We start from the raw sequence: 26,341 nt of genomic DNA on the forward strand, positions 1-26,341 counted from the left end.
GTGCCGGACGGTGTCGTGTCAGCCGGTGGCCAGGGCGCGCACCTTGTCCACGGAGCCGTTGAACCGGTCGTGGTCGCCGACCGTCGGGCCGGAGGAGGTGTACTGCCACATGGTGTACGCCGACCAGCCCGCCGGGAGCGTCCCGGCGCTCGAGGCGTACCGGGCGATCCACAGCGGGTTGGTCGCACCGAAGCCGCTGTAGTTGCCCGTGCAGTCGGTCCACCAGCTGGTCGCCGTGTAGACGACGGCGTGGCGGCCGGTGCGGGACTTGTAGCGGTTCAGGAAGTCGCGGATCCAGGTGACCATCCCGCTCTGCGACTTGCCGTAGCAGGCGTCGCCGTACGGGTTCCACTCGATGTCGAGGACGCCGGGCAGGGTCTTGCCGTCCTTGGACCAGCCGCCGCCGTGGTCGACGAAGTAGTCGGCCTGGGCGGCACCGCCGGTGGTGTCGGGGGTCGCGAAGTGGTAGGCGCCGCGGATCATGCCGGCGTCGAAGGACCCGTCGTACTGCTGGGTGAAGGAGGGGTTGGTGTAGTACGTGCCCTCGGTGGCCTTGGTGTAGGCCCACTTGATGCCGCTGCTCCACAGCGTCGCCCAGGCGACGTCACCCTGGTGGCTGGAGACGTCCACGCCCTCGGTCAGCGTCACCCGCGGGTTCGTCTCGGTCCCGTCGGTGACGGCGCTCGCGCCGTCGTGGGCGAGCACTCCCATGCCCATGTAGGCGCTGCCGCGCACGGGTGGGGCCTCGGCCGACGAGGGCGCGGCCGAGGCCAGGGACAGGATCAGCAGCAGGCCGGTCAGGGCGCCGGTGACGGACCGGCGTGAGCGGCGGCCGGGGAGAGGTACAGGGCTTCGCACATGTCCATCTGACCGGCAGTCGGACAGCACCGCACTCCGGATGCGGCCCAACGGCGCCGTTCCGGCCGGGGATTACGCCATGTGAGTGGCCCGGCGGTCGTGGGCGGCGCCCGGCGGGCACCGCCCCCGACCGGCCGGCGAGGGGTCAGCCTTCGATGCGGTGCTGGGTCCAGAAGGAGGTCAGGTCGGTGCTGGTGGCGGCCTGGGCGGCGGCCTTGAACTCCGCGGTGGTCGACACGCCGTACCAGTGCGCGGCCGCGTAGTCCTTCAGCAGCTTGGCCATGGCGGTGTCGCCGAGGACGCGCCGGAGGTCGTGCAGCGCGCATTTGCCGTAGCCGTAGACGACGGTGGAGTACCGGGAGGAGTGGGCGTCCCAGTACGCCATGGAGTTGGTGATCTTCTCGGCGCTGGACGCCCAGGAGACGCCGCTCCAGCAGTTGCTGCCGGTCTTGCCGAGCGCGAGGTCGGTGGAGTAGTCGGTGAACGCCTCGTCCAGCCAGGGGCTGGTGTACTCGTCGTCGCCGACGATGCCGTACCACCACTGGTGGCCGATCTCGTGGGTGAGCGCGGTGGTGCTGACGAGGTCGAGGACGAAGCCGGGGTACTCCATGCCACCGAACCAGTAGTTGTTGTCGATGACCGCGTCCAGTTCGCCGTACGGGTAGGCGCCGAAACGTGCCGCGTGGGCGTCCACGGCGGACTTGGCGGTGCTGAGCATCGACTGGGCGCTGGAGGAGCTGATGCCGGAGACGGAGTAGATGTTCACCGGTACTCCGGCGGCCGAGGTGCCGGAGATCTTGCTGAACGGTCCGGCGGCCCAGGCGAAGTCGCGGACCTTGCTCGCGGTGGCGGTGGTGACGGTACGGCCGCTGGTGCCGGGGGTGTCGGTGGAGGTGCCGGTGGCCGGGACCAGCAGAGAGGCGGGGTGGTCGAGGGTCACCCGGAAGTCGGCGGCCAGGGAGTAGAACGACTCGCCGTTGTTGGTGTACGGGTCGAGGTGCCAGCCGGCGCCGTCGCGGACGGCGAGCACGGGCAGGGCGTTGCCGATGAAGCTGAACGCGCCGTCGTGTCCGAACCGGTCGGCGCCGCTGGGCACGGTGATGCCGAGGTCGAAGCCGATGGTGGCGCTCTGGCCCTGGTTCAGCGGCGCCGGCAGGGTGACCTTCAGGGCGGTGCAGTTCACCGAGAGGTCGCCCGCGGTGCCGCCGGTGACGTGGGTGACCTGGATGGGCATCGCCGAGCAGGTGCCGTGGTAGTTGTCCCACAGCCGCAGGTAGACCTCGCCGAGCGCGGTGGCAGAGGCGTTGGTGAAGGTGACGCTCTCGTGTCCGTTCCAGGCGGTGCCGCTCGTGTCGCTGCTGAGGCTGACGGTGTACGAGGGTGCGGCCGGGGTACGGACCGCGTCGGCCGGGGGCGGCGTGCTGCCGCCGGAGGTGTCGAGGGCGATGTCGTCCAGGACGAAGCTGGTCTGGAGGCTGTAGTCCTCCGTGCCGGTGAAGGAGAGGTTCACGGTCTGGCCCGCGAACGAGGACACGTCGAACGACTTCTGCACGTAGCCGGTGTTCTCGTCGAGGTTGGAGTAGGTCGCCAGCGTCGTGCTGCCGATCTTGGCGGTCAGCTTGTCGTAGGCGGTGGACGAGGTGGTCTCGTCGGTGTCGATGTGCAGCCAGAAGGTGAGGGTGGCGCCGGAGCAGCCGCTCGGGACGGTGACGCTCTGGGAGAGGGTGTCGGTGCGGGTGGCGCCGGTGCCGTCCAGCCAGGCGTACGCGGTGCCGCCGTGCGGGCTCTCGCCGGTGCGGCTGGTGATCAGGCTCGACGGGGAGGCGGTCCAGGGGCTGGTTCCGCTCTCGAAGCCGCCGTTGGCGACGGCCTGGGCGGGGGTGCAGTCGGCGGCCGCCGGGGCCTGGTTCGGCTGGGCGGCGGCGGGGGTGACGGGGAGGGAGAGGGCTGCCAGTGCGGCGAGGGTGAACGCGCCGGCGGCGAGTGCCCTGTGGGGGGTCGATCTCACACGCTGCTCCTTTGGCGGCGGCCGGGATCCCGGCCTGCTCGAGGGCCGCCCGGTCGGCTGGGGTGCGCCGGGGCGGCCGTGGGGTGGGGTTGCGCGGGCCGTGCGGTGAGAGCTGCTCCGCGCCTCTTGGGGTCGGGGCGGCGGTTGCCGAAAGCGTGACAGATTTGACCGGGTCATGCCATACCGAGGCGGGAAGTGAGGGGCCGCGTTCCCCGGGGCGGGCGCCGGCTGCCCAACCCCCGGGGAACGCCGGGCGGTCGGCGGGAGTCAGTCGGTGCTCAGCGTCATGAGAACGCCGCCGGTACGGGTGCCGTCCGGAGTGTTCCAGACACCCGCGACATGGCCTGCGGCGCTCTCGGCCGGGCCGGCGCCGGGCTGCAGGACGCGGTGGAACCGCAGGGTGGTGCCGTGCGGGGCGGCGAGGCGGGTGCCCTGCGCGTCGTCGACGGGCGCCGGGGTGAGGTCCGTCGCGTCGAACGGCTCGCCCGCGTAGGCGCGGGTCACGTCGTGGTCCGGGGTGTCGGTGATGCTCTGCGCCATGGCCCGGGCCCGCCCCTGGATCAGCGACAGCAGCTCGGTGACCAGCACCGGGTCGTGGCAGCCGTCGTAGGCCCAGCGCTTGCCCAGCACGCCGTGCTCCATGGTGCCGATGAGGGCGTCCTCCGCGCCCGCCAGGGGGGCGCCGCGGTAGGTGAAGGGGACCAGGTAGGCGGTCGGCTCGGGCGTGGAGGTGTCGGTGGCGACCAGGAACTCGATGCCCACCTCGCCCTCCGGATCGTCCAGCCGGAAGCCGCCGGACTTCTCCAGCACGGGGGCTTCACCGCCGCCGCGGTACCACGGGCGGGTGGGCAGCCAGGCGGTGAGGAGTTCGAGCTTGGTCGGCTGGATCGTGGTGCGGTGGATGACGGCCATGACGGTGGTTCTCCTCCATGGGGCTGACGCGGACCCTCGCAGCTTTCCACACCGTCTCCCCAGCTCACCGCCGCGCCCCCGGCGGCTCCGGCGTCAACTCGGCCCGGTCGCCGAAGGGTTGCCCGGTGTCACCGGGCGGGTGCCGGAGGCAGCGGGGCCGTGGACTGCCGCTCGCCGTGCGCGGGCCGGTAGGTGACGTCGTACTCGCGGCCGAAGTCGTTGGCCTCGGTCGCCGAGGAGGCGACGCGGTGCAGCCAGAAGCCGTAGGCGGCCGACTCCATCTGCCGCCGGGTCAGCAGCAGCCGCCACCGGTTGCCGGCGCGGTGGAACACGGCGGCGTCCACCTGCTCGGCCAGGCCCTCGGCGGGCCGCTGGTGCAGCCGGCCGGCCAGGCGGAGGTAGGTGCGCAGGGCGGTCATCTGCGAGGGCTTCAGCTCCACCAGCCGCTGGCCCGGGCCGGGCACCGGCGCCCGGGACTTCGGGCGGCGCCGCGGCCCGGCGTAGGCGAGCACGTCACGCCCGTGCGCGGACAGGCGCACCGCCTGGCGCACGGGACGGCCCTCCAGGGCGGACAGCTCCGCCCGGGTGTCCCGGTCGGCCCACTCCACCAGAGCCAGCCGCGTCGGCTCGGCCAGGGCAGAGCGCAACCGCACCGCGTGCGCGTCGAGCGCCCAGCCGTGCGCGGCCGTCCGTGCGATGCGGTGCACCGCCTCCAGCGTGGCGAGCAGGGTCTCATGGCTCACCACAGCCACCCCCTCGTGTCGTCCGTTCCCGACTCCGTGACCGTAGCCCTCGGGCGGCGCGCCGGTGGCATATTCCGGGGGCCGTACGCCGATCGGGCGAAACCGCGCCCGCAGGGGAACCGGAAGGCGGCCGGGTGCGCCGAGGGGCGTCCTCCGCGCCCCGGACGCCGACCGGGGCGGCCCGTGAGCATGCCGGGCCGGAACGCGGGTATCCGCGCAGCCGAGTGATCATTACCGGCCGCGCACAGGGAGGCGGACTCATGCTGATGGCACACCCCGCGGTACTGAAGGACCTCATCGCCCAGTACGAGGCGCTCACGCTGCTCGGAGCCGAGGAGAGCACGCCGCAGGCCCGGCAGCGGCTGGCGGACGTCTCCTACTCGCTGTGCGTGGCCACGGGCACCAAGGACCCCGACATGGCGGTGATCGCCGCCCGGCACCGCCTGTCCGGGGCCCGACCGGAGGACGACTCCCTCCTCCCGTCCGTCTGACGGCACGCCCCGCCGGGAGCTCCCTCCCCCGATGCCGTCAATTTCGGTCGCGCTTCTGGTCCGGGTGACCAACCGGACGGTATACAGGGCCGGTCGAGCGCGCGGGACCACGGTCCCGCGCGGTGTACCGGCCTCAGGGGGAGGATTCCATGGCGATCGACACACGTGGGACGGACGGCGCGAGAGGCCGGCGGCGGGCCGCCGTCCTCGGGGCTGCACTCGGGGGCTGCGCCCTCGTCGCCGCCTCCACGACACCCGCCGCCGCGCACGGCCGCGATCTCACCTACGTCTCCCTCGGGGACTCCTACACCTCGGGACCGGTGATCCCCACCCAGGTGGACGCCAACTGCGCCCGCTCCGACCACAACTACCCCTCGCTGCTGGCGGCGCGGACCCGGGCGACCGCGTTCAGGGACGTGAGCTGCGCCGGGGCGACGACGAACGAGATGTGGCAGGCGCAGGGCAGCAACGGGCCCCAACTCGACGCGCTGGACCGCAACACCGACCTGGTGACGGTGCAGATCGGCGGCAACGACGTCGGCTTCGGCCCGATCATCTCCACCTGCGCCCGGCTCGCCGCCCAGGACCCGTCCGGCAATCCCTGCGAGCGCTCCTACGAGGCCTCCGGATACGACGAACTGGCCGTCGGCATCCTCAAGACCGCGCCGAAGGTCGACCGGGTGCTGCGGGCCGTGCACGCCCGGGCGCCGCACGCGCGCGTGCTCCTCGTCGGCTACCCGGACCTGCTGCCGGACGACGGCAGCGGCTGCTTCCCCTCGGTGCCGTTCGCCGCGAAGGACTTCCCCTACCTCCGGGACACCGAGAAGCGGCTGAACCTGATGCTGCGCATGGTCGCCGCCTGGAACCGGGTGGAGTACGTCGACACCTACGGCCCCACGGTCGGCCACGACATGTGCAAGGCACCGGCGGACCGCTGGATCGAGCCGCTGCGGCCGGCCGCGCCCGCCGCCCCCGCCCATCCCAACGCCCAGGGCGAGGCCGCCATGGCCGGGGCCGTGCTGAACCGGCTGGAGCACGGGCGCGGGCACCGCTGAACCGCGCGCCGTGCGGCGGCCTCCGCGCGCGCGTCGCGGAGGCCGCCGCACGAACCGTCAGCCGCCGAGCGCGGCCTGGACCACGCCCTTGGCCTCCTCCTGCACCCGGGCGAGGTGGTCCGGGCCGAGGAAGGACTCGGCGTAGATCTTGTACACGTCCTCGGTGCCCGAAGGGCGGGCGGCGAACCAGGCGTTGGCGGTGCTGACCTTGATCCCGCCGATGGCGGCGCCGTTGCCGGGCGCCTCGGTGAGCACGTCGGTGACCGCCTCGCCGGCCAGGGTGTCGGCGGTGACCTGGGCCGGTGACAGCTTGGCCAGCAGCGCCTTCTCCTCGCGGGTGGCGGGCGCGTCGATACGGGCGTAGGCGGGGGCGCCGAAGCGGTCGGTCAGGTCGGCGTAGTGCTCGGACGGCGTGCGGCCGGTGACCGCGGTGATCTCGGAGGCCAGCAGGGCCAGCAGGATGCCGTCCTTGTCGGTGGTCCACACCGAGCCGTCCCGGCGCAGGAACGAGGCGCCGGCCGACTCCTCGCCGCCGAACCCGAGGGTGCCGCCGACCAGTCCGTCCACGAACCACTTGAACCCGACCGGCACCTCCACGAGTCGGCGGCCGAGGTCGGCGGCGACGCGGTCGATCATCGAGGAGGAGACGAGCGTCTTGCCGACGCCCGCGTCGGCGGGCCACTGCTCGCGGTGCCGGTAGAGATAGGAGATGGCGACGGCGAGGTAGTGGTTGGGGTTCATCAGGCCCGCGTCCGGGGTGACGATGCCGTGCCGGTCGGCGTCGGCGTCGTTGCCGGTGGCGATCCGGAAGCGGTCGCGCTGCTCGATGAGGGAGGCCATCGCGTACGGCGAGGAGCAGTCCATGCGGATCTGGCCGTCCCAGTCCAGCGTCATGAACCGCCAGGTGGGGTCGGTGTGCGGGTTGACCACGGTCAGGTCGAGGCGGTGCTGCTCGGCGATCCGGCCCCAGTAGGCCACGGACGCCCCGCCGAGCGGGTCGGCGCCGATGCGCACCCCGGCCGCGCGGACCGCGTCGAGGTCGAGAACGCCCGGCAGGTCGCCGACGTAGGACCCGAGGAAGTCGTACCGCCCGGTGGTCTCGGCGGCGAGGGCGCGGGCGTAGGGCAGCCGCCGTACATCCTTCAGACCGCCCGCGATGATCTGGTTGGCGCGGTCCTGGATCCAGGAGGTGGCGTCGGAGGCGGCCGGGCCGCCGCTGGGCGGGTTGTACTTGAAACCGCCGTCGGAGGGCGGGTTGTGCGAGGGGGTGACGACCACGCCGTCGGCGAGTGCGGAGGTGCGGCCGCGGTTGTGGGTGAGGACGGCGTGCGAGACGGCGGGGGTCGGCGTGTAGCCGTCGGCGCTGTCGAGGAGCACGGTGACCTCGTTGGCGGCGAACACCTCCAGCGCCGTCACCCTGGCCGGCTCGGACAGTGCGTGGGTGTCGGCGCCGAGGAACAGCGGGCCGTCCACGCCCTGGCCGGCGCGGTACTCGCAGATGGCCTGGCTGGTGGCGGCGATGTGGTCCTCGTTGAAGGCGCTCGCCAGGGACGAACCGCGGTGCCCCGAGGTGCCGAACGCCACCCGCTGTGCCGGGTCGGCCGGGTCCGGGTGCAGCGCGTAGTACGCCGTGACCAGCCGGGCCACGTCGACAAGGTCCTCGGGACCGGCCGGCCGGCCCGCTCGCTCGTGCGGCATGAGTCCGTTCCTCCGCATCGGTGTGATCGATCGCTCGGGACCCATCTTTCCCCGTGGGAGGCGCGGGCCGCGAGTGCGCCCCGGCCGGGCCGGGCGGAACCCGGCCCGACTGTCCTATGATCCGGTCCTCCGATCATCACCGCCGCACCACGCCGGCGCGTGACCGCTCTCGACGAACGGGATGGTGCCGTGACCGCACCCACCGGCCGCGGCCCCTGGCCGCTCGCCCGCTGCGCGCAGGCCGCCGTGGCCGCCGCGGCCTGCGCGGAGGTGTACCGGGCGGTGGCCCTGCGGGGGCACCGACTTCATCCCGAGCGCACGCCCCTGAGCGAGTCGGGGACCGCGTCGATGGTGTCGGTGTACGTCATGACGCTCGCGATCGTGCTCTTCCTGGTGTGGTTCAGCCGATGCCGGCGCACCGCGGAACTGCTGTCCCCCGGTGCCGTCCCCGGCTCCCCCGCCTGGGCCGTGCTGTGCTGGCTCGTCCCGGTCGTGAACCTCTGGGCGCCGCGCGGGCTCGTCCTGGCCGTCCACCGCGCCGGCGCCGCCGATGCGCAGGAGCGCGGGCGGGACGTGGCCCTGGTGAACGTCTGGTGGGCGGCCTGGGCGGGGCACGCGGTGGTCGCCACGGCGGGAACCGCGCTGGGGCAGGGCACGTCGCTGGTCCTCCTGGTCGTGTCGCAGGCCCTCGATGTGGTGGCGGGCGCCCTGGCGCTCGTGGTCGTCCAGCGCGTGACGGCCCGTCAGGAGTCGGCGCTGCGCACCGCCGCCCCGGTGCCGGGCCCGGCGGGTGCGGCGCAGCCGTCGTAGCCCGGGCACCGGCGCCGCATCCACCGCGGGTCAGCCGATGTGGTAACTGTCGCCGTACACCTTCCAGTCGAGCGGAGTGTTCAGATCAAGGTTGCCCTTGCGCAGGAAGACCCGCTGTTCGGTGTCGACCCTGCTGGTGTCGCTGTGGGCCTCCTCCTGCTTCATGGCCCACACGCGGGCGTCCAGGAAGGCGTTGAGGTACGCCGTCTCGTCGCCGCCCTGCGCCGGCGTCCTGGCGGCCCGCAGGGCCCGCTTGCGGATGCTGGAGAAACTGGTGGGGTCGGAGCCGTCGCCGTGCATGACGATGGCGTCGTAGTAGATGAACTGGCCGAGGGCGCGCAGGCCGTCCGATTTCCCGCGGGAGACGGCGGGGTTGAAGTACACGCGGTCGCGTTCGTCGTTCTGCGCCTGCTGGAAGGCGGTGTCCTGGGCGGCCTTGCGCCAGTCCCTGGGGTAGTCGGGGTCCAGACCGTCGTGCGAGTCGCTGCCGTTGACCCGGCGCAGGGCCGGCAGGTACTTGGCCAGGACGTTGCCGGGCCTGCGGTCGGTGTAGAGCTGGACGAGGTCGAGCATGTCGCCGGTGCCGGAGCAGAAGCCGATGATGCCGGCGGTGTAGCCGCGCCCGTCGCCGATGTCCTCGATGTACTTGTACTGGGCCTTCCAGTCGAGGGAGGAGTTCTCCGCGCTGGAGACCAGCCGCATGGCGATCTCCTTCTTCGCCGGGTCGTCCAGGCCCGGCGCGGCCTCGGGTGCCGCCATGACCCGTTCGGCGCCGATGAGGGCACCGGTGGCGACGGCACCGAGCAGGGCGACGACGGTCCGGCGGGAGGGGCGGGCAGGGCGGGCGGAGACTTTCGGTTCGCGGTCGGCGTGCGTCACGGGGACTCCAAGCGGCAGTGGGGGGTGGGACGTTGGTCCGTACCGAGTACGGATGCACTGGTAGGAAAGTTTCCTATCAGAGGTGCCCTGGAACGGTCACCCGTCCCACGAGAAGTTCGTAGGATCGAACAGCGCGGCCCGGCCGCCCCTGCGCGTCACCTGCCGCGCATGGTCGCCCGGTCCCGGCTGCGGGCGTACAACTCCTGTGACGCCGTGATGAGTTCGCGCCGCTCCTGCGCCGAACCGACCATCGGCCGGGAACCCTTGAGCGGCACCTGGGCGCTCTCCGGGAGGAACCTGACGGTCAGCAGGCCGATGACGCCGGCCAGCATTCAGAAGCCGGAACACTCAATCCCATAGGGGGCATCGGTTGGACTTCCGGATCATGCGGGCGCAGGGTGGACGAGCCGCCGCACCCACGGCGGGCACCCCCTACGGCACCACCCGGAGACGACCCGATGACCCACGTCGCGGACCCCGCTCGCTACGACGGCACGATGCGCTACCGGCGCACCGGCCGTTCCGGACTGGACCTCCCGGTCCTGTCCCTCGGCTACTGGCACAACTTCGGCGACGACCGCTCCTTCGAGACCCAGCGCGCGATCGCGCTGCGCGCCTTCGACCTGGGGATCACCCACCACGACCTGGCCAACAACTACGGCCCGCCGTACGGCGCCGCCGAGCTGAACTTCGGCCGGCTGCTGCGCCAGGACCTCGCGCCGTACCGCGACGAGCTGGTCGTCTCCACCAAGGCCGGCTGGGACATGTGGCCCGGCCCGTACGGGCAGGGCGGCGGCTCCCGCAAGTACCTGCTGGCCTCGCTGGACCAGTCGCTGCGGCGCACCGGCCTGGAGTACGTGGACATCTTCTACTCGCACCGGCTGGACGCGAGCACGCCACTGGAGGAGACGATGGGCGCGCTGGACACCGCCGTCCGCCAGGGCAAGGCGCTCTACGTGGGGATCTCCTCCTACGACACCGAACGGACCCGGCAGGCGGCCGCGATCCTGCGCGAGCTGGGCACCCCGCTGCTGATCCACCAGCCGTCGTACAGCATGCTCAACCGCTGGATCGAGACCGACGGACTGCTGGACGCTGCCGAGGAGGAGGGCTTCGGCGTCATCGGGTTCACCGCGCTCGCGCAGGGCCTGCTGACCGGCCGCTACCTGGAGGGCGTCCCTCAGGACTCGCGGGCCGCGCGGGGCACGTCGTTCGACCCGGCCTGGCTGACCGAGGAGATGCGCGGGCGGCTGCGGGCCCTGAACGGCATCGCCGCCCGGCGCGGCCAGACCCTGGCCCAGATGGCGCTGGCCTGGGCGCTGCGCGACGAGCGGGTCACCTCGCTGGTCATCGGCGCCTCCCGCACCGAGCAGCTGGAGCAGAACGTGGCCGCGCTGGAGAACCCCGGCTTCAGCGCCGAGGAACTGGCCGAGATCGACGCGTACGCCACCGAGGGCGGCGTGGACCTGTGGCGGGAGGCCCGGCTGGGGAATCTCGGGTGATGTCTGGCACTGAGTGACACGAGCCAATGGACATAAGGAAAAAGTAGGACATAATGGAAGCAGTTCCGCCCGCGACCCCCTGATCTCGACCACTGATCCAAGGAGCCGCTCCCCGTATGGCGTACGGAGCATCCCGCACCCCCTTCCTGCCTCCCCACCCCGATCTCGGCCTGGCCCGCGACTGCGAGCACTGCCTCGGCTGGGGCACGGTCGTCACCCGCGACGGTGAGCACGAGCTCTGCCACAGCTGCCAGCCCGACCCGGGCGAGGACGACCGCCCCTAGGGGCGCCGGGCGGGCGGTTCCCGCGGCGTACGGTGGGGGCATGGCCGCCCCTCCGCTTCCGGGCCCCCTGGCCCATCTGGCCCCGCTGCTCGGGCACTACGGCTACTGGGCCGTGGGAGCGGTGATCCTGGTGGAGGACTTCGGGGTCCCGGCACCCGGCGAGACCATCCTGATCGCCGCAGGCGTCTATGCCGGCGCGGGCCGGCTGGACGTCGTGGCCGTGGCGTGCATCGCCTTCGCGGCGGCCGTGATCGGCGACAACATCGGCTATCTCATCGGCCACAGCGGCGGGCGCGCCTTCGTGCACCGCTGGGGCCGGTACGTGCTGCTCACGCCGAAGCGGCTCCACGCGGCCGAGGAGTTCTTCCGGCGCCACGGCGGCAAGGTCGTCACCGCGGCCCGCTTCGTCGAGGGGCTGCGCCAGGCCAACGGCATCATCGCGGGCACGGCCGGCATGTCATGGCGCCGTTTCCTGGTCTTCAACGCGCTCGGCGCGGCTTTGTGGGTCGGCCTGTGGTCGGCCCTGGCCTACCTCGCGGGCAGTCACATCGACACCGTCTACGACGAGATCAGCCGCTACCAGGTCTACGTCCTGGCCGGCCTCGCCGTGCTCGTCGCGGCCCTCGTCGTACGTCGCCTCCTGCGGCGGCGGCGCGAACGCTGACCGCGGGGCCCGGCTCAGGCGCCCGGGCCGCTCCCGTGGGCGTGCAAGTACTCCAGGGCGTCCAGCACGACGGTGCGCCGGTACCAGGAGCGCCAGCCGGCCAGCTCCCCGGCCAGGGAGTCGAGCGCGGCCTGCCGCCCGGGCCCGAGCCAGGCGCCCGGCTCCGCCCGGTGCACGGTGATCACCCCGTTGCGGTCGCCCTCGGCGGTGATCATGGGGGTGCCGTACAGGGCACGGATGCCGGCGGCGAGCGTGGCCCGGCCGACGGGATGCTCCGCCAGGTCGGGTTCGGCGGCCACGTCGGCGACCGTTACCGGTTTGCCGTCCGCGAGCGCCCGGGCGCACACCGCGGGCGGGCCGCAGACCAGGGCGAGGCAGTCCCGGTAAGCCGGGTCCAGCCCGTGGTGGGCCTCCAGGACGAGCGCGTCGTCCTGGGTGTGGTCGGTGAGGTGGATCTCCGCGGCGTCGGCGTCCGCCACGGTCACCGCCGCGCGCACCGCGGCGCTCAGCACCTGCCGGCGGTCGCGCGGGTCCGCCCGGTCCGCGAGGGGCAGGGCGAGGACCGGTGGCGGGAGGTGCAGGCGGCCGGGGAACCACTCCCCCGTCGGCTGCGGCGGCGGTGCTGCCACCACGGCCGAGGCGAGCACGCGCAGTGGCACGTTGTGGTGCTGGGAGCCTTCGCGCAGCAGGGCGAACGCCGCGGCGGGGTCGGGCAGCCGGTAGCGGGCGAGCAGGATGCCCTGGGCCAGGCCGATCAGCCCGCTGGTGCGCGCCTTCGCCCGCAGGCCGAACACCTCGCTGTGCAGGTCACCGAACAGCGCATCCGCCGGCTCCCGGGCTGGGGTGTCCCTGGCGCACACGGCGGCGAGGGCCGCCTCCAGCGTGGGGTACAGCCGGATGCCGGACAGGTCGGCGGTCGTGAGGGCGGTGCGCACCTCGGGCCGGGCCCCGGCGACCAGGACGGGTGTGGGGACGAGGTGCCGGGTGTGCGCGGCCAGGGCGTCGCGGGCCGTCCCGCTCACCCGGCGCACTCCGGAGACGTCCAGGACGACACGCAGGCCCGGCCGGCCGGCCCGCAACTGCGGGCCGAGCATTCCGGCGCCGGGGCCGTCGAGGATCCCCGACACGCGCAGCAGCACCGCCCGTTCGGCCACCGCCTGCACCGTCAGCGAGGCGGCCGCCGTCACGGCGTCCCACCCGCGGTCTTCGCACGCACGCCCATGCCACACCTCGGTCGGTCCGATGCCCCCGGCCGCTCCCTCTCGTCCCACACCTTCTTCCCCACCGTCATCGAAAGGCAAGCAGGCACAGCGGCCGGTTGACGCTTCCGGCGGCGCGAGCGGCCCAGCGCGGATGCGCGGGGGCGGCGGAGGCCGGACCCCCGATCAGCGCAGCAGGGTGCCGGGCAGGCGCCGGGAGTGCGCCGACGGGACCCAGGGCCTCTCGCTTGGTCAGGCCGGGCTCGCGGGCCCTGGCACCGCACCTCCCCCTGCCCGAAAGACGTGGGAGGTACCCCCACCACCGGGCCCCGCTCCCTGATCCGGCCTGATCCGAACGAAAGCCCTAGCGGACGCGCGCGGGTGGGTTGGTCGTGCGGGTGTCGTCGCTGGTGGTCCCGCCGCCGAGCGTGGTGTTGGACAGCGCGACCCACTTGTAGCCGGGACCGGAAGGCGTGTCCGTCCGGCGCGCGAGCAGCCGGTGCCGCAGCCCCGTGCGCGGGGCGGCCGGAGCGTGGCGGGCGGGGTCCCGGGGGTCCGGGCCGTGGGCGGTCACAGCCGGTCCGCCAGACGGTCGAGCAGGGGCAGCGCGGCACGCAGTGCCTCGCGCTCTTCGGGGGTGAAGTCGTCCAGGGCGCGGGCGAGCCGGTCGACGGACTCGGAGCGGCGCTCCTCGAGGACCGCCCGGCCCGCTGCGGTGACCGAGACGATGGACCGCCGGCCGTCGGTCGGGTCCGGGGTACGGCTGACCAGTCGGCGCTGTTCGAGTCCGGCCAGCGTGGTGGCCATCGCCTGGGGTCGGACCCGCTCCTGCTCGGCGAGCGAGCCGGGCGAGTCCGGTCCGGCGGCGGCCAGCCGGGCCAGGACCGAGACGCCGGAGAGGGTCACGTCCCCCACCGCGTGCGCCTGGCGCAGCAGGCGGACGATCCGGCCCATGGCCAGCCGCAGTGCGGCGGCGAGCGCCGCCATGTTCTCCTCTGCCTCCACGGGTAATAACAATAGGTTTATCAGTCTGGACTGTTCAACCATGGGTGAGTCATGCGTGGCGACCCTTCCGTCGCGGAGGTGAGGGGTTTGGACAGCGGCAGAGCGGCAAACCGGAAGTGGACCACACACCGACCAGACGTGGGGATGTGACCATCCGATGGCGGGCAACCAGAAGGCGAAGGCCAAGGCCGAGCAGGCCAAGGGCAAGGCCAAGGAGGCCGTCGGCCGCGCCGTGGGCAACGAGCGCATGGAGGCCGAGGGCCGCATGGAGGGCGCGCGCGGCGACGCCCGGCAGGCCAAGGAGAAGACCAAGGACACGTTCAAGCACTGAGTGGGACACCGCTTCGGGCAGGCCCGGGAGATCCGCAGGACGGATGTCCCGGGCCTGCCCGTGGACCTGCACGGGGCGGCTCACCAGGCGTGGGTGGGCAACCGGAGGATTCCCCGGGATCGTCCCTTTGACCGGCCGTCCAGCGGGTAGCCGGGACAGGAGACGGCACGAGCCCCCCAGGCCACAGGAAGGGGGCCCTGACCCCGGAGGAAAAAGGGCAACGAGGTATGGACATTCCCCTCAGGACGCACACGACGATGCGGACCCGCCCCGCGCCCCTGCGCTTCAGCCGCACCTGGGACGCCGGCGTCTCCTGCATCGCCGACGCGCGAGACGCGGTCCACGCCCTGCTGTCGCGGGCCCGGCCCACCCCGGTGCGGCGGGCCGTGCAGGACGCCCAGCTCGTCGTGAGCGAACTCGTCACCAACGCCGTCAAGCACGCCCCCGGCCCCTGTGGACTCCGGCTGGAGCTGTCGCCCGACTCCACGGCGCTGCGCATCACCGTCACGGACACCTCCCCGGAGCCGCCCCGGCAGCGCCCTGCCGATCCGCGCCGCGTCGGCGGCCACGGCCTGCATCTGGTGAACATGCTCACCGGCGGCCTGGAGGTCACCCCGCTGGCCCACGGCAAGCGCGTCACGACCACCGTCGCCCTCACCGCCGGGTGAGGGGTGTAAACCTGCCGGCATGGCCACTGAGCTGACACTCACCGCGGACCCGCGTCCCACCGCGCTGACGGTGCACATCGCCGGCGACCTCGACTACTCCACGTGCGGTGAACTGGTCGACTTCGTGGCCGACCGCCTCGCCGCCGCGCCGGGGCTCAGCCATGTGCGCCTCAACTTCCGCGGGCTGACCCACATCGACTCCTCCGGCCTCGCCGCCCTGCTGGCCGTCCGCCGCCGTACCGGCGCCGCCCGCGCCCAGCTTCACCTGGACGAGCGGCCCACCGCGCTGAACCGCATGCTGGACCTCACCAACACCCTGGACCACCTCACGGCCCCCGTGGACGGGACACCGGGAACGGGCACCGGAACCGCCTGACCCGGGCCCCGGCTCAGGCGAGCCGGATGCCCACGATGCAGGTGTCGTCGTCGGTGTCGGACCTGCTGTAGGTGAGCAGCCGGTCCAGGTGCTGGTCCAGGCTGCCGGGCGCCGAGCGGGCGGTGGACAGCAGGTGGGACAGCGACTCCTCCACGGAGCGGTCCCGGCGCTCGATCAGACCGTCGGTGTACATCAGCAGAGTGTCCCCGGCCGCCAGTTGCACCTCGGTCTCCTCGTACACCGCTTCCGGTACGGCGCCCAGCAGCAGGCCCCTGAGCCGCGGCAGGGCCTGGGCCTGAGCACCCCGGACCAGGACCGGCGGGAGATGCCCGGCCCGCGCCCAGCGCAGCGTGCGCCGCTCACTGTCGTACAGGCCGCAGACCGCGGTGGCGGTGACGGCACCGGTGAGATGGTGGGCGACGATGTTCAGCCAGGACAGCAGCTGCGCCGGACCTGCGCCGGTCACGGCGAGGCCGCGCAGGGCGTTGCGCAGCACGACCATGCTGGTCGCCGCCTCGATGCCGTGTCCGGCGACGTCGCCGACGCACAGCAGCACCAGTCCGGAGGGCAGGACGACGGCGTCGTACCAGTCGCCGCCGACCAGCTGCTCCGTCTCGGCGGGCCGGTAGCGCACGGCCACCTTGAGGTCCGGCATCCGCAGCGGTGTCTGTGCCGGGGGCATGATGGCGTGCTGCAGCTGCAGGGCCAGGCGGTTGCGCTCGTCGGCCTGCTGCTCGGTGTGGGCGAGCTGGTCGCGGGTGGCGGCGAGGGCGACCTCGGTCCAGTGCTGGGCGGAGATGTCCTGGTAGGCGCCGCGTACGACGAACAGCTGGCCGTCGGTGTCCAGGACCGGCTCGGCCACCACCCGGATGTGCCGGGTCACCCCGTCGGGCCGCAGCAGCCGGAACGCGGCGGACGCCGGGCGCCGGTGGTGCAGCAGGGTGCGCAGGAACCGTCCGATGGTGACGGCGTCGTCGGGATGGGCGTGCGTGGGCAGGTCCTCCAGCGGGACCGGGACGCTGGTGGGCGGGCGGCCGTAGAGGCTGAACAGCTGGCTGTTCCAGGTGATCTCGCCGGTCAGCAGGTTCTCCTCGAAGCCGCCGATGCGGCCGAGCCGCTGGGCGTTCTGGAGCAGGCTGGCCAGGCGCGCGGTCTCGTCCTCGATGCGCCAGATCAGCAGCACACCGGAGCCGTGCCGGCTGATGCTGATGTCGGCGACGGCCGCGAGCGGCACCTCGTCGACCAGCGCGGTCAGGCGCATGCGGTGGGCGCGGAACGGCTCGCCGGTGGCGTAGACCCGCTCCACCCGCTGGAACAGCTCGCTGGATCCGGCGGCCATGGGGTACGCCTCCAGCAGCAGGGCGCCGCTGACGACGGCCCGCGGGCGGCCCGCAGGGTCGAGGAAGCGGCCGTTGACATGCTGGATGCGGAAGTCGACCAGCCGACCGGTGTCGTCGAGGTGCGGGACCAGCACCAGCGCCGGGTCGTGCAGCCCGTCGGCCAGGTCCATCAGCTCCACCGCGTCGGGCAGCACCCGGGGGTCCTGACTCGTGCCGGGCAGCGGTGCGTGGGCCTCCAGGGTGTGGGCGCACAGTTCGGCGAGCGCCTCGATCTGCCGGACCACCTGCGGCGGCTGAGGACCCTCGGGCTTGGGCCAGGCGATCTCCAGCACGCCGTGGATCCGGCCGCCCGCACCGGCGGGTACGGCGACGCGGGCGCCGTCCGCGAGGTCCCGGCGGCCGATGGTGGGCAGCCCGGACTCGGCGAGGGACGGCAGCCACTGCCCGTCGGGTTCGGTCAGCCCGCGCCGGGCCACGGTGGCCACGTCCGGCGGGACATAGCGCCAGCGGGCGGCCTCGGCCGGCGCGAAGCCGGCGCTGCCCGCGAGGGTCAGCGAGCCGTCGGAACCGACGGCCCAGATGGCGACGGCCACCGCGCCGAGGGGGCTCAGGGCGTGCTGGAGCAGGGAGTCGGCCACCGCCTGGGCGTCGTGGGCCGCGAGGACTCCGCTCTCGGCGGCGCGCAGCCGTACGGCGGCGGACTCCTCGACCGGTTCCTCCGGCCGCGCGGTGGCGGTCAGGAAGGCGCTGGCCACCTCCGAGACGCGGTCCCGGGCGGCCTGGTTGATGACCTCGACCGCGAACTCCAGCGGGGTCACACGGGCCTGCTCGGTGAGCTCGGCGAGCTGGCGGGCCGCCTGCGCCGGGCCGCAGCCGAGGCGCTCCACCAGGATGCCCTTGGCCAGCTCGATCAGGGCCCGCCCCTCGGCCTCCGCCTGCGCGGCCCGCACCTCCCGCCGCAGCCGCTCGACGGTGGCGGCGAGCCGCCCCACCGGCGAACTGGCCGGCACCTTGGGCAGCTCGACCCCGCCCAGATCCAGCTCCCCCACCTCGGGCCTCTCCCCCGTCGCCGCCCCCGGCGGGGCCGCCTCCTCGATATGCGCCGTGCCGGGCGCGGGCGACGCGGAGTGCTCGGCGGTGCCGGGTACGCAGGGCACGTCCGGCTCGGGCGGCGGGCCGGCCCGACCGGGGCCCGGCTCGCGGCGCGGTCCCGCGCCCGGCGGGATCGGGCCGAGGGCGGCCGGACGGGGCTCTAGCGGTCCGGACGGCTCGGTCGGCCCAGCCGTCGTGACGGGCCCGACGGGCCCGGACGGCTCGGTCGGGCCGGTCGCCTGTACGGCCGCGGTCGGTTCGCAGGCCGGGCCGACCGGGCCGGGGACCTCGGGCCGGTCTGCGGGGGAATCGTAGGTGCTCACCGGGTAGCTGCTCCTCGGCCCGGGGTCGGTCGGGGCTTCGGGGGCGTCCTCATGCGGGCAGCCAGCGCCGGACGCACGCGATGAGGTCATGGGTGTCCACCGGTTTCATGACGTAGTCGCTGGCGCCCGAGGCGAGACTCTTCTCCCGGTCGCCCTGCATGGCCTTGGCGGTCACCGCGATGACCGGCAGGTCCGCGTACTGCGGCATCTTGCGGATCTCGGCGGTGGCCGTGTAGCCGTCCATCTCGGGCATCATCACGTCCATCAGGACGAGTTCCACGTCCGGGTTGGCCACCAGCGTGTCGATGCCCTTGCGCCCGTTCTCCGCGTGCAGCACGCGGAAGCCGTGCAGTTCGAGGATGCCGCTGAGCGCGAACAGGTTGCGGGCGTCGTCGTCGACGACGAGGACCGTACGGCCGCGGGTGCGGTCGTCGACCTCGTGGACCGGCGTCACCTGCGGTTCGTCGCCGCGGACCAGCGTGAGCACCTCGCCCGGCTCCTCCGCCGACAGGTGCAGCGCGATCCGCTCGCGCAGCTCGTCCAGGCTGTACAGGTACTCCAGCGATCCGCCCGCGGTGTCCTCGGTGAGCGGCTCGGTGCGGTGGGAACTGTGCACCAGGACGGGCACGCTCGCGAGTGCCGAGTCGCCGCGCAGCGCCTCCAGGAAGCGCCCGGACTCCCCGTCCGTGGCGCCGAGTTCGACGACGACGCAGTGGCAGGGCTCGGCGGCCAGCGCACCGGCCGCCTCCTGGGCGCCGACCGCGGTGATGATGTCGACGGGGGTGCCGCCCGCGCCGTCGGGCCGGGCCTGCGCGAGGTCGCCGACGACGCTCTCGGCGACGAGCGTGAGCAGCCCGCGCGGGCGTTCCTCGACGACGAGCAGACGGCGCGGCCGCTGCCGCCGGGCGGTGACCGGCGGCGCGCCGTCGGTCACCTCGGGGCCCGGTGCGGCGACGGCCCCGGACAGTTCGGGCGGCTTCGGCGCGGCACGCAGCATGTCCTCGAAGTCGGCCCGGGCGACGGGCAGGAACAGCGTGAAGGTGCTGCCCCGGCCGGGGGTGCTCTCCACGGTGACGGCGCCGCCGAGCAGATGGGCGATCTCCCGGGTGATGGACAGGCCGAGGCCGGTGCCGCCGTACTTGCGGCTGGTGGTCCCGTCGGCCTGCTGGAAGGCGCCGAAGACGGTCTCCCGCTGCTGTTCCGGAATGCCGATGCCGGTGTCCACGACCCGGAAGGCGACGACGGTGCCGCCCCGTACGACGCCTGCGGGCACCTCGTCGTCCGGTGCGGGCTCGATGCGCAGTTCGACGCCGCCCTGCTCGGTGAACTTCACCGCGTTGGACAGCAGGTTGCGCAGGATCTGCCGCAGCCGGGTGTCGTCGGTGAGCAGGTCGGCGGGGGCGCCGGGGGCGGTGGTCACGGTGAAGTCGAGGCTCTTCTGCGAGGTCATGGGCCGGAAGGTGGCCTCGACGTACTCGATGAGCCGGCGGAGCTGGACCCGCTCGGGGCTGACGTCCATCTTTCCGGCCTCGACCTTGGACAGGTCGAGGATGTCGTTGATCAGCTGCAGCAGGTCCGAGCCGGCGGAGTGGATGATGCCCGCGTACTCGACCTGCTTCGGGGTGAGGTTGCGCGAGGGGTTCTGCGCCAGCAGCTGGGCGAGGATGAGCAGGCTGTTGAGCGGGGTGCGCAGCTCGTGGCTCATGTTCGCGAGGAACTCGGACTTGTAGCGGGAGGCCAGCGACAACTGCTGGGCGCGGGCCTCGAGTTCCTGCCGGGCCTGTTCGATCTGCAGGTTCTTCGCCTCGATGTCCCGGTTCTGCTCGGCGAGCAGCGAGGCCTTCTCCTCCAGTTCGGCGTTGGACTGCTGCAGCTCCTCCTGGCGTGCCTGCAACTCCGCGGAGCGGTACTGCAGTTCGCTGGTCAGGCGCTGGGACTCCTCGAGCAGTTCGTCGGTGCGGGCATTGGCGACGATGGTGTTGACGTTGACGCCGATCGTCTCCACCAGCTGCTCGAGGAAGTCGCGCTGGATCTGGGTGAAGGCGGTGACCGAGGCGAGTTCGATGACGCCGAGGACCTGCTCCTCGAAGACGATGGGCAGCAGCAACAGGGCGGTGGGCTCGGTCCGTCCCAGTCCGGAGGAGATGGTGACGTACCCGGCCGGCAGCTTGTCGACGGCGATGGTGCGGCGGCTGCGCGCGGCCTGGCCGACCAGGGAGCGGCCGAAGGCGATGCGGTCGGGGCGGGGATCGTCCTCGGGCCGGCCGTAGGAGCCGACGAGGCGCAGCTCGGGTCCGCCGGCGCCGTCCTCGGCGAGGTAGAAGGCGCCGTACTGGGCCGAGACCTGGGGCACCAGCTCGTCCATGATCAGCTCGGCGACGACGCTCAGGTCGCGGTGGCCCTGCAGCAGGCCGGAGATGCGGGCGAGGTTGGTCTTGAGCCAGTCCTGCTCCTGGTTGGCGCGGGTGGTCTCGCGCAGGGACTCCACCATGGAGTTGATGTTGTCCTTGAGGTCGGCGACCTCGCCGGAGGCGTCGACGGTGACCGAGCGGGTCAGGTCGCCCTCGGCGACGGCGCTGGCCACGTCCGCGATGGCGCGGACCTGCCGGGTGAGGTTGCCGGCGAGCTCGTTGACGTTCTCCGTCAGCCGCTTCCAGGTACCGGAGACGCCCTCGACCTCGGCCTGACCGCCGAGCCGGCCCTCGGTGCCGACCTCGCGGGCGACCCGGGTCACCTCGTCGGCGAACGCCGACAGCTGGTCCACCATCGTGTTGATGGTCGTCTTCAGTTCGAGGATCTCGCCGCGGGCGTCGACGTCGATCTTCTTCGACAGGTCGCCCCGGGCCACGGCGGTCGTCACCAGCGCGATGTTGCGCACCTGGTTGGTGAGGTTGTTCGCCATGGAGTTGACGTTGTCGGTGAGGTCCTTCCAGGTCCCGGCCACGTTGGGCACGTGGGCCTGGCCGCCGAGCCGGCCCTCGGTGCCGACCTCGCGGGCGACGCGCGTGACCTCGTCGGCGAACGCGGAGAGCGTGTCGACCATGGTGTTGATGACGTCGGCGAGCGCGGCGACCTCGCCCTCGGCCTCCACGGTGATCTTCCGGGAGAGGTCGCCGCGGGCCACGGCGGTGGCGACCTGGGCGATGGAGCGGACCTGACCGGTCAGGTTGGAGGCCATCACGTTGACGTTGTCGGTGAGGTCCTTCCAGGTGCCGGAGACACCGCGGACCGTGGCTTGTCCGCCGAGGTTGCCGGCGGTGCCGACCTCGCGGGCCACCCGGGTCACCTCGTCGGCGAAGGCCGAGAGCTGGTCCACCATCGTGTTGATGGTGTTCTTCAGTTCGAGGATCTCGCCCCGCGCGTCCACCGTGATCTTCTGCGACAGATCGCCCTGCGCCACCGCGGTCGCGACCTGGGCGACGTTGCGCACCTGATTGGTGAGGTTGCCGGCCATGAAGTTGACCGAGTCCGTCAGGTCCCGCCAGGTGCCCTTCACGCCCTTGACGTCCGCCTGACCGCCGAGCCGGCCCTCGGTGCCGACCTCGCGGGCCACCCGGGTCACCTCGTCGGCGAACGCCGACAGCTGGTCCACCATCGTGTTGATGGTGCTCTTCAGTTCGAGGATCTCGCCCCGCGCGTCCACCGTGATCTTCTGCGACAGGTCCCCCTGCGCCACCGCGGTCGTCACCTGGGCGACGTTGCGCACCTGATTGGTGAGGTTCCCGGCCATGAAGTTGACGGAGTCCGTCAGGTCCCGCCAGACGCCGGCGACGCCGGGCACCTGCGCCTGTCCCCCGAGCCGGCCCTCGGTGCCGACCTCGCGGGCCACCCGGGTCACCTCGTCGGCGAACGCGGAGAGCTGGTCGACCATCGTGTTGACGGTCTCCTTGAGCTGCAGGATCTCGCCGCGCGCGGGTACGTCGATCTTCTGGGAGAGGTCGCCCTTGGCCACGGCGGTGGCGACCTGCGCGATGTCGCGGACCTGGGTGGTGAGGTTGCCCGCCATGGCGTTGACGGAGTCGGTGAGGTCGGCCCACGTGCCGGAGACGCCGGGCACCTCGGCCTGGCCGCCGAGGGTGCCCTCGGTGCCCACCTCGCGGGCCACCCGGGTGACCTCGGATGTGAACACGGACAACTGGTCGAGCATGCCGTTGAAGACCGTGGCGATGTCGCCCATCAGTCCGGTGGAGTCGTCGGGCAGGCGTCTGCCGAAGTCTCCGTCGCGGACGGCGGTCAGCCCCGCCAGGAGCCGCCTCAGTTCCTGTTCGCCCGGGACCACGTCGGTCGTCCCGGTCGCCTTGCCGGCCATGCGCACCCTCGTTCCGCTCCCCAGGAGCCCTCCGCGCAGAAGGCTCGGAACCACTGCCGGGAGCAGACCGCAGCCCGGCGATTGTGTGGTGCATTTCCGCAGTTCACGGATTTGCTCGATGAGAAAAATACGCCGCAGGCTAACCCACTTCCACGGGTGCCCACAAAGCAACCGGCCATCTTCCGCGGACCAGCGAAGTCACATGTGTGAGCCCCGAGAAGCGGGGTACCCGAAGCGTTTTTCCTGGAGTCACGCCGGGGTCACGGCAGGGCGGCGGCGCGCTGTGCCCAGGCCCTGCCCGCGGGCCACGCCGCCCAGTCCGGCGCGATTTCGCCGTCGACGACGAACTCCACGACGACGGGCCCGCGCAGGGCGAGCACGTCGGCCCAGACGGAGGCCACGTGCCGGGGCCGGTCGCAGCGGACGGCGGGCAGGCCGGCCAGGCGCGCCCACTCGGCGTAGGGCAGGGCGGGGACGTCGGCGGAGAGCGGGATCAGGGGGTCGCCGGCCGCGGCCCGGCGCTGCCAGGTCAGCCGGTTGAGGTCGCCGTTGTTCAGGACGCAGAACACCAGCGGGGGCAGGTCCGCCAGCCGGTCCACATGGCGGCGGACGGTGGCCAGTTCGCTCAGTCCGCCCGCCTGGAAGGCGCCGTCGCCGACCAGCGCGATCACCGGCCGGTCCGGGACGGCGAACCGGGCGGCCACGGCGTAGGGCACGGCGGCGCCGGGGAGGCCGAGCCGGCCCGAGAGCAGGGAGCGCATGCCGCCGCGCAGCTGGAGGTGGCGGGTCCACCAGTCCAGTGCGGTGCCGCTGTCGGTGACCACCACGGCCCGGTCCGGCAGCCGCGCGGACAGCTCGGCGACGACCGAGCGGGGGTTGACGGACGTACCGAAGTAGCGGTTCGCCCTGGTCCGACCCTCGTCCCGCCAGTCCTGGACCTGGCTCTCGACACGGGAGCGCCAGGACTGGTCCGTGCTGCGCCGCAGCAGCGGGATGAGCGCCTCCAGGGTCGTCGGGACGTCGCCGGAGAGCCGGACGGCCGGGAGCCGCTCGTCGAGCGGGCAGTCGCCGGGTTCGGTGTCGACGCTGACGATCCGGCACCGGTCGGGGGCGGGCAGCAGGGCGGGGTCCAGGTCCTCGGCGCCGGCCAGCAGCAGCGTGTCGCACTCCCGCAGCAGGGTCAGCGCGGCCTCGCTGCCGAGCGGAGAGGCCACGCCGGCCAGGTACGGCAGGTCGTCGGGAAGGGCGTCCCGGGCGAGCGGGGTGGTGGCCACGCCGGCGGCGCGCAGGCCGGCCACGCCGGTCACCTGCCCGGACGCCGCGCGCCCCGCGTTGCCGAGCACCACGAGGGTCCGGCGGCCCTCGTCCAGCACCTGGGCGGCCCGCTGGACCTCCCGCTGGTCGGGCGGGCGCGGCGGCGGGCAGAAGGCGCCGGGTGCGCCGCCGTCCCACTCGCCGGGGGCGGGGGCGGCGAGGACCGAGCGCGGTACGACGAGACCGGCGACGCCCCGGTCGGTGAGGGCGGCCCGCGCGGCGCGGTGCACGGCGTCGGCCACCTGCTCCGGTCGGGTCACCTCCTCGCAGAAGGCGGAGACCTCCGCGAGATGGCGCACCGCGCGCCCGCCGTGCCGGCGCAGCACGGCCGGGACCGTCTCGTCCTCCACCACGAGGGCCACCACGGGCTGCCGGTCCGCCGCCGCGTCGTACAGCCCGCCGAGCAGCCGCAGCGTGCCCGCGCCGGCCGGGGCCAGGCAGCAGCCGAGGTGGCCGGTGAGCTTGGCGTGGGCGCAGGCCATGAGGGCGGCGGACTCCTCGGTGCGCGTCCGGACGAACTCGGGGGCGTGCGGCCCGCCGCGCAGGGCGGTGGTCAGCGGGTCGGTCGCCAGAGCGGGCACCCCGTACACCCGTTCGGCGCCCCAGGCCCGGAGCCCGGCGACGACGACCTCGGACGCATCCACCACAGCGGCCTCCCTCCGGACGTCCGTACCCCGGGTAGCCGGATGCACCCGGCCGCAAACGGAACGGTCCGCCGGCGCGCCCGGCGGGATCGTTTCGAACGAGCGGAGCGGGGGCACTCGTGCCAGGCTCGAAGGAGAGCACCGAGAGTGAGGGACCCAGTACGGGGCGGAGGGCGAGCGCACAGTGGCGGTGTCCGACGAGCGGAAGTCGCCCCGGGGCGACGGTCGTGGCGAGCGGCTGGTGACCGCGCTGGACCGGCGGCTGCCGGTCAGCTCCGCGGGCAAGGAGTTCCTGCGCAAGGCGTTCCCGGACCACTGGTCGTTCCTGCTGGGCGAGTTGGCGCTCTACAGCCTGGTGGTGCTGGTGGTGACGGGGGTCTGGCTGACCTTCTTCTTCCACCCGGACATGACGGAGCGGCCGTACGCGGGCTCGTACCTGCCGCTGCGCGGCACGATGACCAGCGAGGCGTACGCGTCGGTGCTGCACATCAGCTTCGACGTGCGCGGCGGGCTGCTGATGCGGCAGATGCACCACTGGGCGGCGCTGCTGTTCGTCGCGGCGATCGGCGTGCACCTGCTGCGGATCTTCTTCACCGGGGCGTTCCGGCGGCCGCGTGAGGTCAACTGGACGATCGGGGTGACGCTGTTCCTGTTCTCCCTGCTGGAGGGGTTCTGCGGCTACTCGCTCCCCGACGACCTGCTGTCCGGAACCGGGCTGCGCACCTCGCAGGGGATCGTGCTGTCGATCCCGATCGTCGGCACGTATCTGTCGTTCTTCATCTTCGGCGGCCAGTACCCGGGGCACGAGATCATCCCGCGGCTGTACGTGACCCACATCCTGCTGGTGCCGGGCCTGCTGATCGCGCTCGTCACCGTGCACCTGAGCTTCGTGGTCTACCACAAGCACACCCAGTGGCCGAAGCCCGGGCACACCAACCGCAATGTCGTCGGCAAGGCGCTGGTCCCGCAGTACGCCACCAAGTCCACCGGGCTGTTCCTCGTCCTCGCCGGTGTCCTCGCCGCGATGGGCGCGCTGTTCCAGATCAACCCGATCTGGCAGTTCGGCCCCTACCGGGCCGACCAGGTCTCGCTGGACGCGCAGCCCGACTGGTACGTGGGCTATCTGGAGGGCGCGCTCAGACTGATGCCGGCGGCGGAGACGGACTTCGCCGGGCACACGATCGTCTGGGACGTGTTCCTGCCGGGCGTGGTGCTGCCCGCGGTGCTGTTCCTCGTCCTGTACGGCTATCCGTTCTTCGAGCGGTGGATCACCGGGCCGGGTCCGGAGCAGCATCTGTGCGACCGGCCGCGCAACCGGCCCACCCGCACGGCGCTGGGCGCCGCCGCCGTCTCCGTCTACGCGGTGCTGCTGCTGGCGGGCGGCCAGGACGTCCTGGCCCATGTCTTCCGCCTCCCGTTCGAGTGGCTCACCTATGCCCTGCGCGCCGGGCTGTTCGTCGTGCCCTTCGTGACCTATCACGCCACCAAGCGGGCGTGTCTGGGGCTGCAGGCGGCCGACCGGCGGCGGCTGCTGGACGGCCGGGACACCGCGGAGGTGCGGCGGACGGCGGCCGGCGGGTACGAGCAGGCGCGGACGCTGCTCTCCCGTGAGGAGGCGTACCGGATCATGGTGCGCGACACGCCGCGCCCGCGCGCCCAGGGGACCGAGGCCTGGCGCTGGTTCCACCGGCACCGCGTCCGCAACGCCCTCAGCCGCTGGTACTTCGGCAGGAGCGTGGAGCTTCCGGTCACCGCGTGGCAGCAACGGCGCGTGGAATGGGTGCGCGCCGCTCCGGGGGAAGTGCCCGAGGAGGGGGACGAGTCGTGAGTGAGGAG

The 26,341-nt window shown here is 73.1% G+C and carries 22 protein-coding genes and 1 pseudogene; 10 read left to right on the top strand and 13 right to left on the bottom strand.

The genetic code is table 11. The annotated features are described in order from the left end of the window. Nucleotides 1-18 precede the first annotated feature (18 nt). The 4 genes from ACZ404_RS08925 to ACZ404_RS08940 all read right to left on the bottom strand — a co-directional run bounded on the left by ACZ404_RS08925 (nucleotide 19) and on the right by ACZ404_RS08940 (nucleotide 4,521). Nucleotides 19-858, bottom strand: coding sequence for a lysozyme (locus ACZ404_RS08925; protein ID WP_468437445.1), 840 nt, complete (start codon nucleotides 856-858; stop codon nucleotides 19-21). A 145-nt stretch (nucleotides 859-1,003) separates the two neighbouring features. Next, a complete protein-coding gene (locus ACZ404_RS08930; protein ID WP_468437447.1) occupies nucleotides 1,004-2,866 on the bottom strand; it encodes a M1 family metallopeptidase in 1,863 nt (620 codons plus the stop codon). A 267-nt stretch (nucleotides 2,867-3,133) separates the two neighbouring features. After that, nucleotides 3,134-3,778, bottom strand: coding sequence for a maltokinase N-terminal cap-like domain-containing protein (locus ACZ404_RS08935; RefSeq protein WP_468437449.1), 645 nt, complete (start codon nucleotides 3,776-3,778; stop codon nucleotides 3,134-3,136). Between the two features lie 128 nt (nucleotides 3,779-3,906). Next, nucleotides 3,907-4,521 carry a DUF6417 family protein gene (locus tag ACZ404_RS08940; protein ID WP_468437451.1) on the bottom strand — a complete coding sequence of 205 codons (615 nt, stop codon included), beginning with the start codon at nucleotides 4,519-4,521 and terminating at the stop codon, nucleotides 3,907-3,909. Nucleotides 4,522-4,781: 260 nt separating this feature from the next. Between ACZ404_RS08940 and ACZ404_RS08945 the strand changes: the two genes are divergently transcribed. Further along, complete coding sequence (locus tag ACZ404_RS08945; protein ID WP_468437453.1) at nucleotides 4,782-5,012, top strand: DUF5133 domain-containing protein; 231 nt, start codon at nucleotides 4,782-4,784, stop codon at nucleotides 5,010-5,012. A 149-nt stretch (nucleotides 5,013-5,161) separates the two neighbouring features. Next, nucleotides 5,162-6,067 carry an SGNH/GDSL hydrolase family protein gene (locus ACZ404_RS08950; RefSeq protein ID WP_468437455.1) on the top strand — a complete coding sequence of 302 codons (906 nt, stop codon included), beginning with the start codon at nucleotides 5,162-5,164 and terminating at the stop codon, nucleotides 6,065-6,067. Nucleotides 6,068-6,124: 57 nt separating this feature from the next. On the opposite strand, the gene pgm is transcribed toward ACZ404_RS08950, so the two are convergent. Then, nucleotides 6,125-7,765, bottom strand: a complete 1,641-nt coding sequence (gene pgm, locus ACZ404_RS08955) for a phosphoglucomutase (alpha-D-glucose-1,6-bisphosphate-dependent) (RefSeq protein WP_468437457.1) — start codon at nucleotides 7,763-7,765, stop codon at nucleotides 6,125-6,127. 189 nt (nucleotides 7,766-7,954) lie between these two features. Here pgm and ACZ404_RS08960 point away from each other — a divergent pair, with 189 nt between their 5' ends. Further along, on the top strand, nucleotides 7,955-8,575 hold the full coding sequence (locus ACZ404_RS08960; RefSeq protein ID WP_468437459.1) for a DUF4328 domain-containing protein: 621 nt from the start codon (nucleotides 7,955-7,957) through the stop codon (nucleotides 8,573-8,575). A 30-nt stretch (nucleotides 8,576-8,605) separates the two neighbouring features. On the opposite strand, the gene ACZ404_RS08965 is transcribed toward ACZ404_RS08960, so the two are convergent. Both ACZ404_RS08965 and ACZ404_RS08970 read right to left on the bottom strand, forming a co-directional pair. Then, nucleotides 8,606-9,454, bottom strand: a complete 849-nt coding sequence (locus ACZ404_RS08965) for a chitosanase (protein ID WP_468437461.1) — start codon at nucleotides 9,452-9,454, stop codon at nucleotides 8,606-8,608. Between the two features lie 155 nt (nucleotides 9,455-9,609). Then, nucleotides 9,610-9,786: pseudogene (locus ACZ404_RS08970) on the bottom strand (MFS transporter); the annotation flags it as partial. A gap of 126 nt (nucleotides 9,787-9,912) precedes the next feature. Here ACZ404_RS08970 and mgrA point away from each other — a divergent pair. From mgrA to ACZ404_RS08985, 3 genes are all read left to right on the top strand, one after another. Beyond that, nucleotides 9,913-10,956, top strand: coding sequence for an L-glyceraldehyde 3-phosphate reductase (gene mgrA / locus ACZ404_RS08975; RefSeq protein WP_468437463.1), 1,044 nt, complete (start codon nucleotides 9,913-9,915; stop codon nucleotides 10,954-10,956). 116 nt (nucleotides 10,957-11,072) lie between these two features. Further along, entirely contained in the window at nucleotides 11,073-11,240 is a 168-nt protein-coding gene (locus ACZ404_RS08980) for a hypothetical protein (RefSeq protein ID WP_468437465.1), read from the top strand. Between the two features lie 40 nt (nucleotides 11,241-11,280). Next, entirely contained in the window at nucleotides 11,281-11,904 is a 624-nt protein-coding gene (locus ACZ404_RS08985) for a DedA family protein (protein ID WP_468437467.1), read from the top strand. 14 nt (nucleotides 11,905-11,918) lie between these two features. Here the strand turns inward: ACZ404_RS08985 and ACZ404_RS08990 are convergent, their stop codons facing one another. The 3 genes from ACZ404_RS08990 to ACZ404_RS09000 form a co-directional block, all read right to left on the bottom strand. Next, the gene (locus ACZ404_RS08990) at nucleotides 11,919-13,091 is read right to left on the bottom strand and encodes a GAF domain-containing protein (protein ID WP_468437469.1); all 1,173 of its coding nucleotides are present in this window, start codon (nucleotides 13,089-13,091) and stop codon (nucleotides 11,919-11,921) included. A gap of 376 nt (nucleotides 13,092-13,467) precedes the next feature. Further along, a complete protein-coding gene (locus ACZ404_RS08995) occupies nucleotides 13,468-13,677 on the bottom strand; it encodes a hypothetical protein (protein WP_468437471.1) in 210 nt (69 codons plus the stop codon). Further along, nucleotides 13,674-14,108: a MarR family winged helix-turn-helix transcriptional regulator gene (locus tag ACZ404_RS09000; RefSeq protein ID WP_468437473.1), complete on the bottom strand. Its 435-nt coding sequence runs from the start codon at nucleotides 14,106-14,108 to the stop codon at nucleotides 13,674-13,676. The genes ACZ404_RS08995 and ACZ404_RS09000 overlap by 4 nt, the downstream gene beginning before the upstream one ends. Before the next feature lie 157 nt (nucleotides 14,109-14,265). Between ACZ404_RS09000 and ACZ404_RS09005 the strand changes: the two genes are divergently transcribed. The 3 genes from ACZ404_RS09005 (at nucleotide 14,266) to ACZ404_RS09015 (ending at nucleotide 15,483) form a co-directional block, all read left to right on the top strand. Continuing rightward, a complete protein-coding gene (locus ACZ404_RS09005; RefSeq protein WP_468437475.1) occupies nucleotides 14,266-14,439 on the top strand; it encodes a CsbD family protein in 174 nt (57 codons plus the stop codon). A 227-nt stretch (nucleotides 14,440-14,666) separates the two neighbouring features. Further along, the gene (locus ACZ404_RS09010) at nucleotides 14,667-15,107 is read left to right on the top strand and encodes an ATP-binding protein (RefSeq protein WP_468437477.1); all 441 of its coding nucleotides are present in this window, start codon (nucleotides 14,667-14,669) and stop codon (nucleotides 15,105-15,107) included. Between the two features lie 19 nt (nucleotides 15,108-15,126). Continuing rightward, nucleotides 15,127-15,483 carry an STAS domain-containing protein gene (locus ACZ404_RS09015; protein ID WP_468437479.1) on the top strand — a complete coding sequence of 119 codons (357 nt, stop codon included), beginning with the start codon at nucleotides 15,127-15,129 and terminating at the stop codon, nucleotides 15,481-15,483. 13 nt (nucleotides 15,484-15,496) lie between these two features. Here ACZ404_RS09015 and ACZ404_RS09020 read toward each other — a convergent pair whose 3' ends face one another. The 3 genes from ACZ404_RS09020 to ACZ404_RS09030 form a co-directional block, all read right to left on the bottom strand. Beyond that, nucleotides 15,497-17,872: a SpoIIE family protein phosphatase gene (locus ACZ404_RS09020; protein WP_468438132.1), complete on the bottom strand. Its 2,376-nt coding sequence runs from the start codon at nucleotides 17,870-17,872 to the stop codon at nucleotides 15,497-15,499. A gap of 415 nt (nucleotides 17,873-18,287) precedes the next feature. Beyond that, complete coding sequence (locus tag ACZ404_RS09025) at nucleotides 18,288-22,547, bottom strand: HAMP domain-containing protein (RefSeq protein ID WP_468437481.1); 4,260 nt, start codon at nucleotides 22,545-22,547, stop codon at nucleotides 18,288-18,290. Nucleotides 22,548-22,807: 260 nt separating this feature from the next. Further along, nucleotides 22,808-24,508 carry a thiamine pyrophosphate-binding protein gene (locus ACZ404_RS09030; RefSeq protein WP_468437483.1) on the bottom strand — a complete coding sequence of 567 codons (1,701 nt, stop codon included), beginning with the start codon at nucleotides 24,506-24,508 and terminating at the stop codon, nucleotides 22,808-22,810. A gap of 187 nt (nucleotides 24,509-24,695) precedes the next feature. Between ACZ404_RS09030 and qcrB the strand changes: the two genes are divergently transcribed. Next, nucleotides 24,696-26,333, top strand: a complete 1,638-nt coding sequence (qcrB, locus tag ACZ404_RS09035; RefSeq protein WP_468437485.1) for a cytochrome bc1 complex cytochrome b subunit — start codon at nucleotides 24,696-24,698, stop codon at nucleotides 26,331-26,333. The last annotated feature ends 8 nt before the right edge of the window (nucleotides 26,334-26,341 follow it).

The organism is Streptomyces sp. NPDC030798 (genome assembly GCF_055572275.1).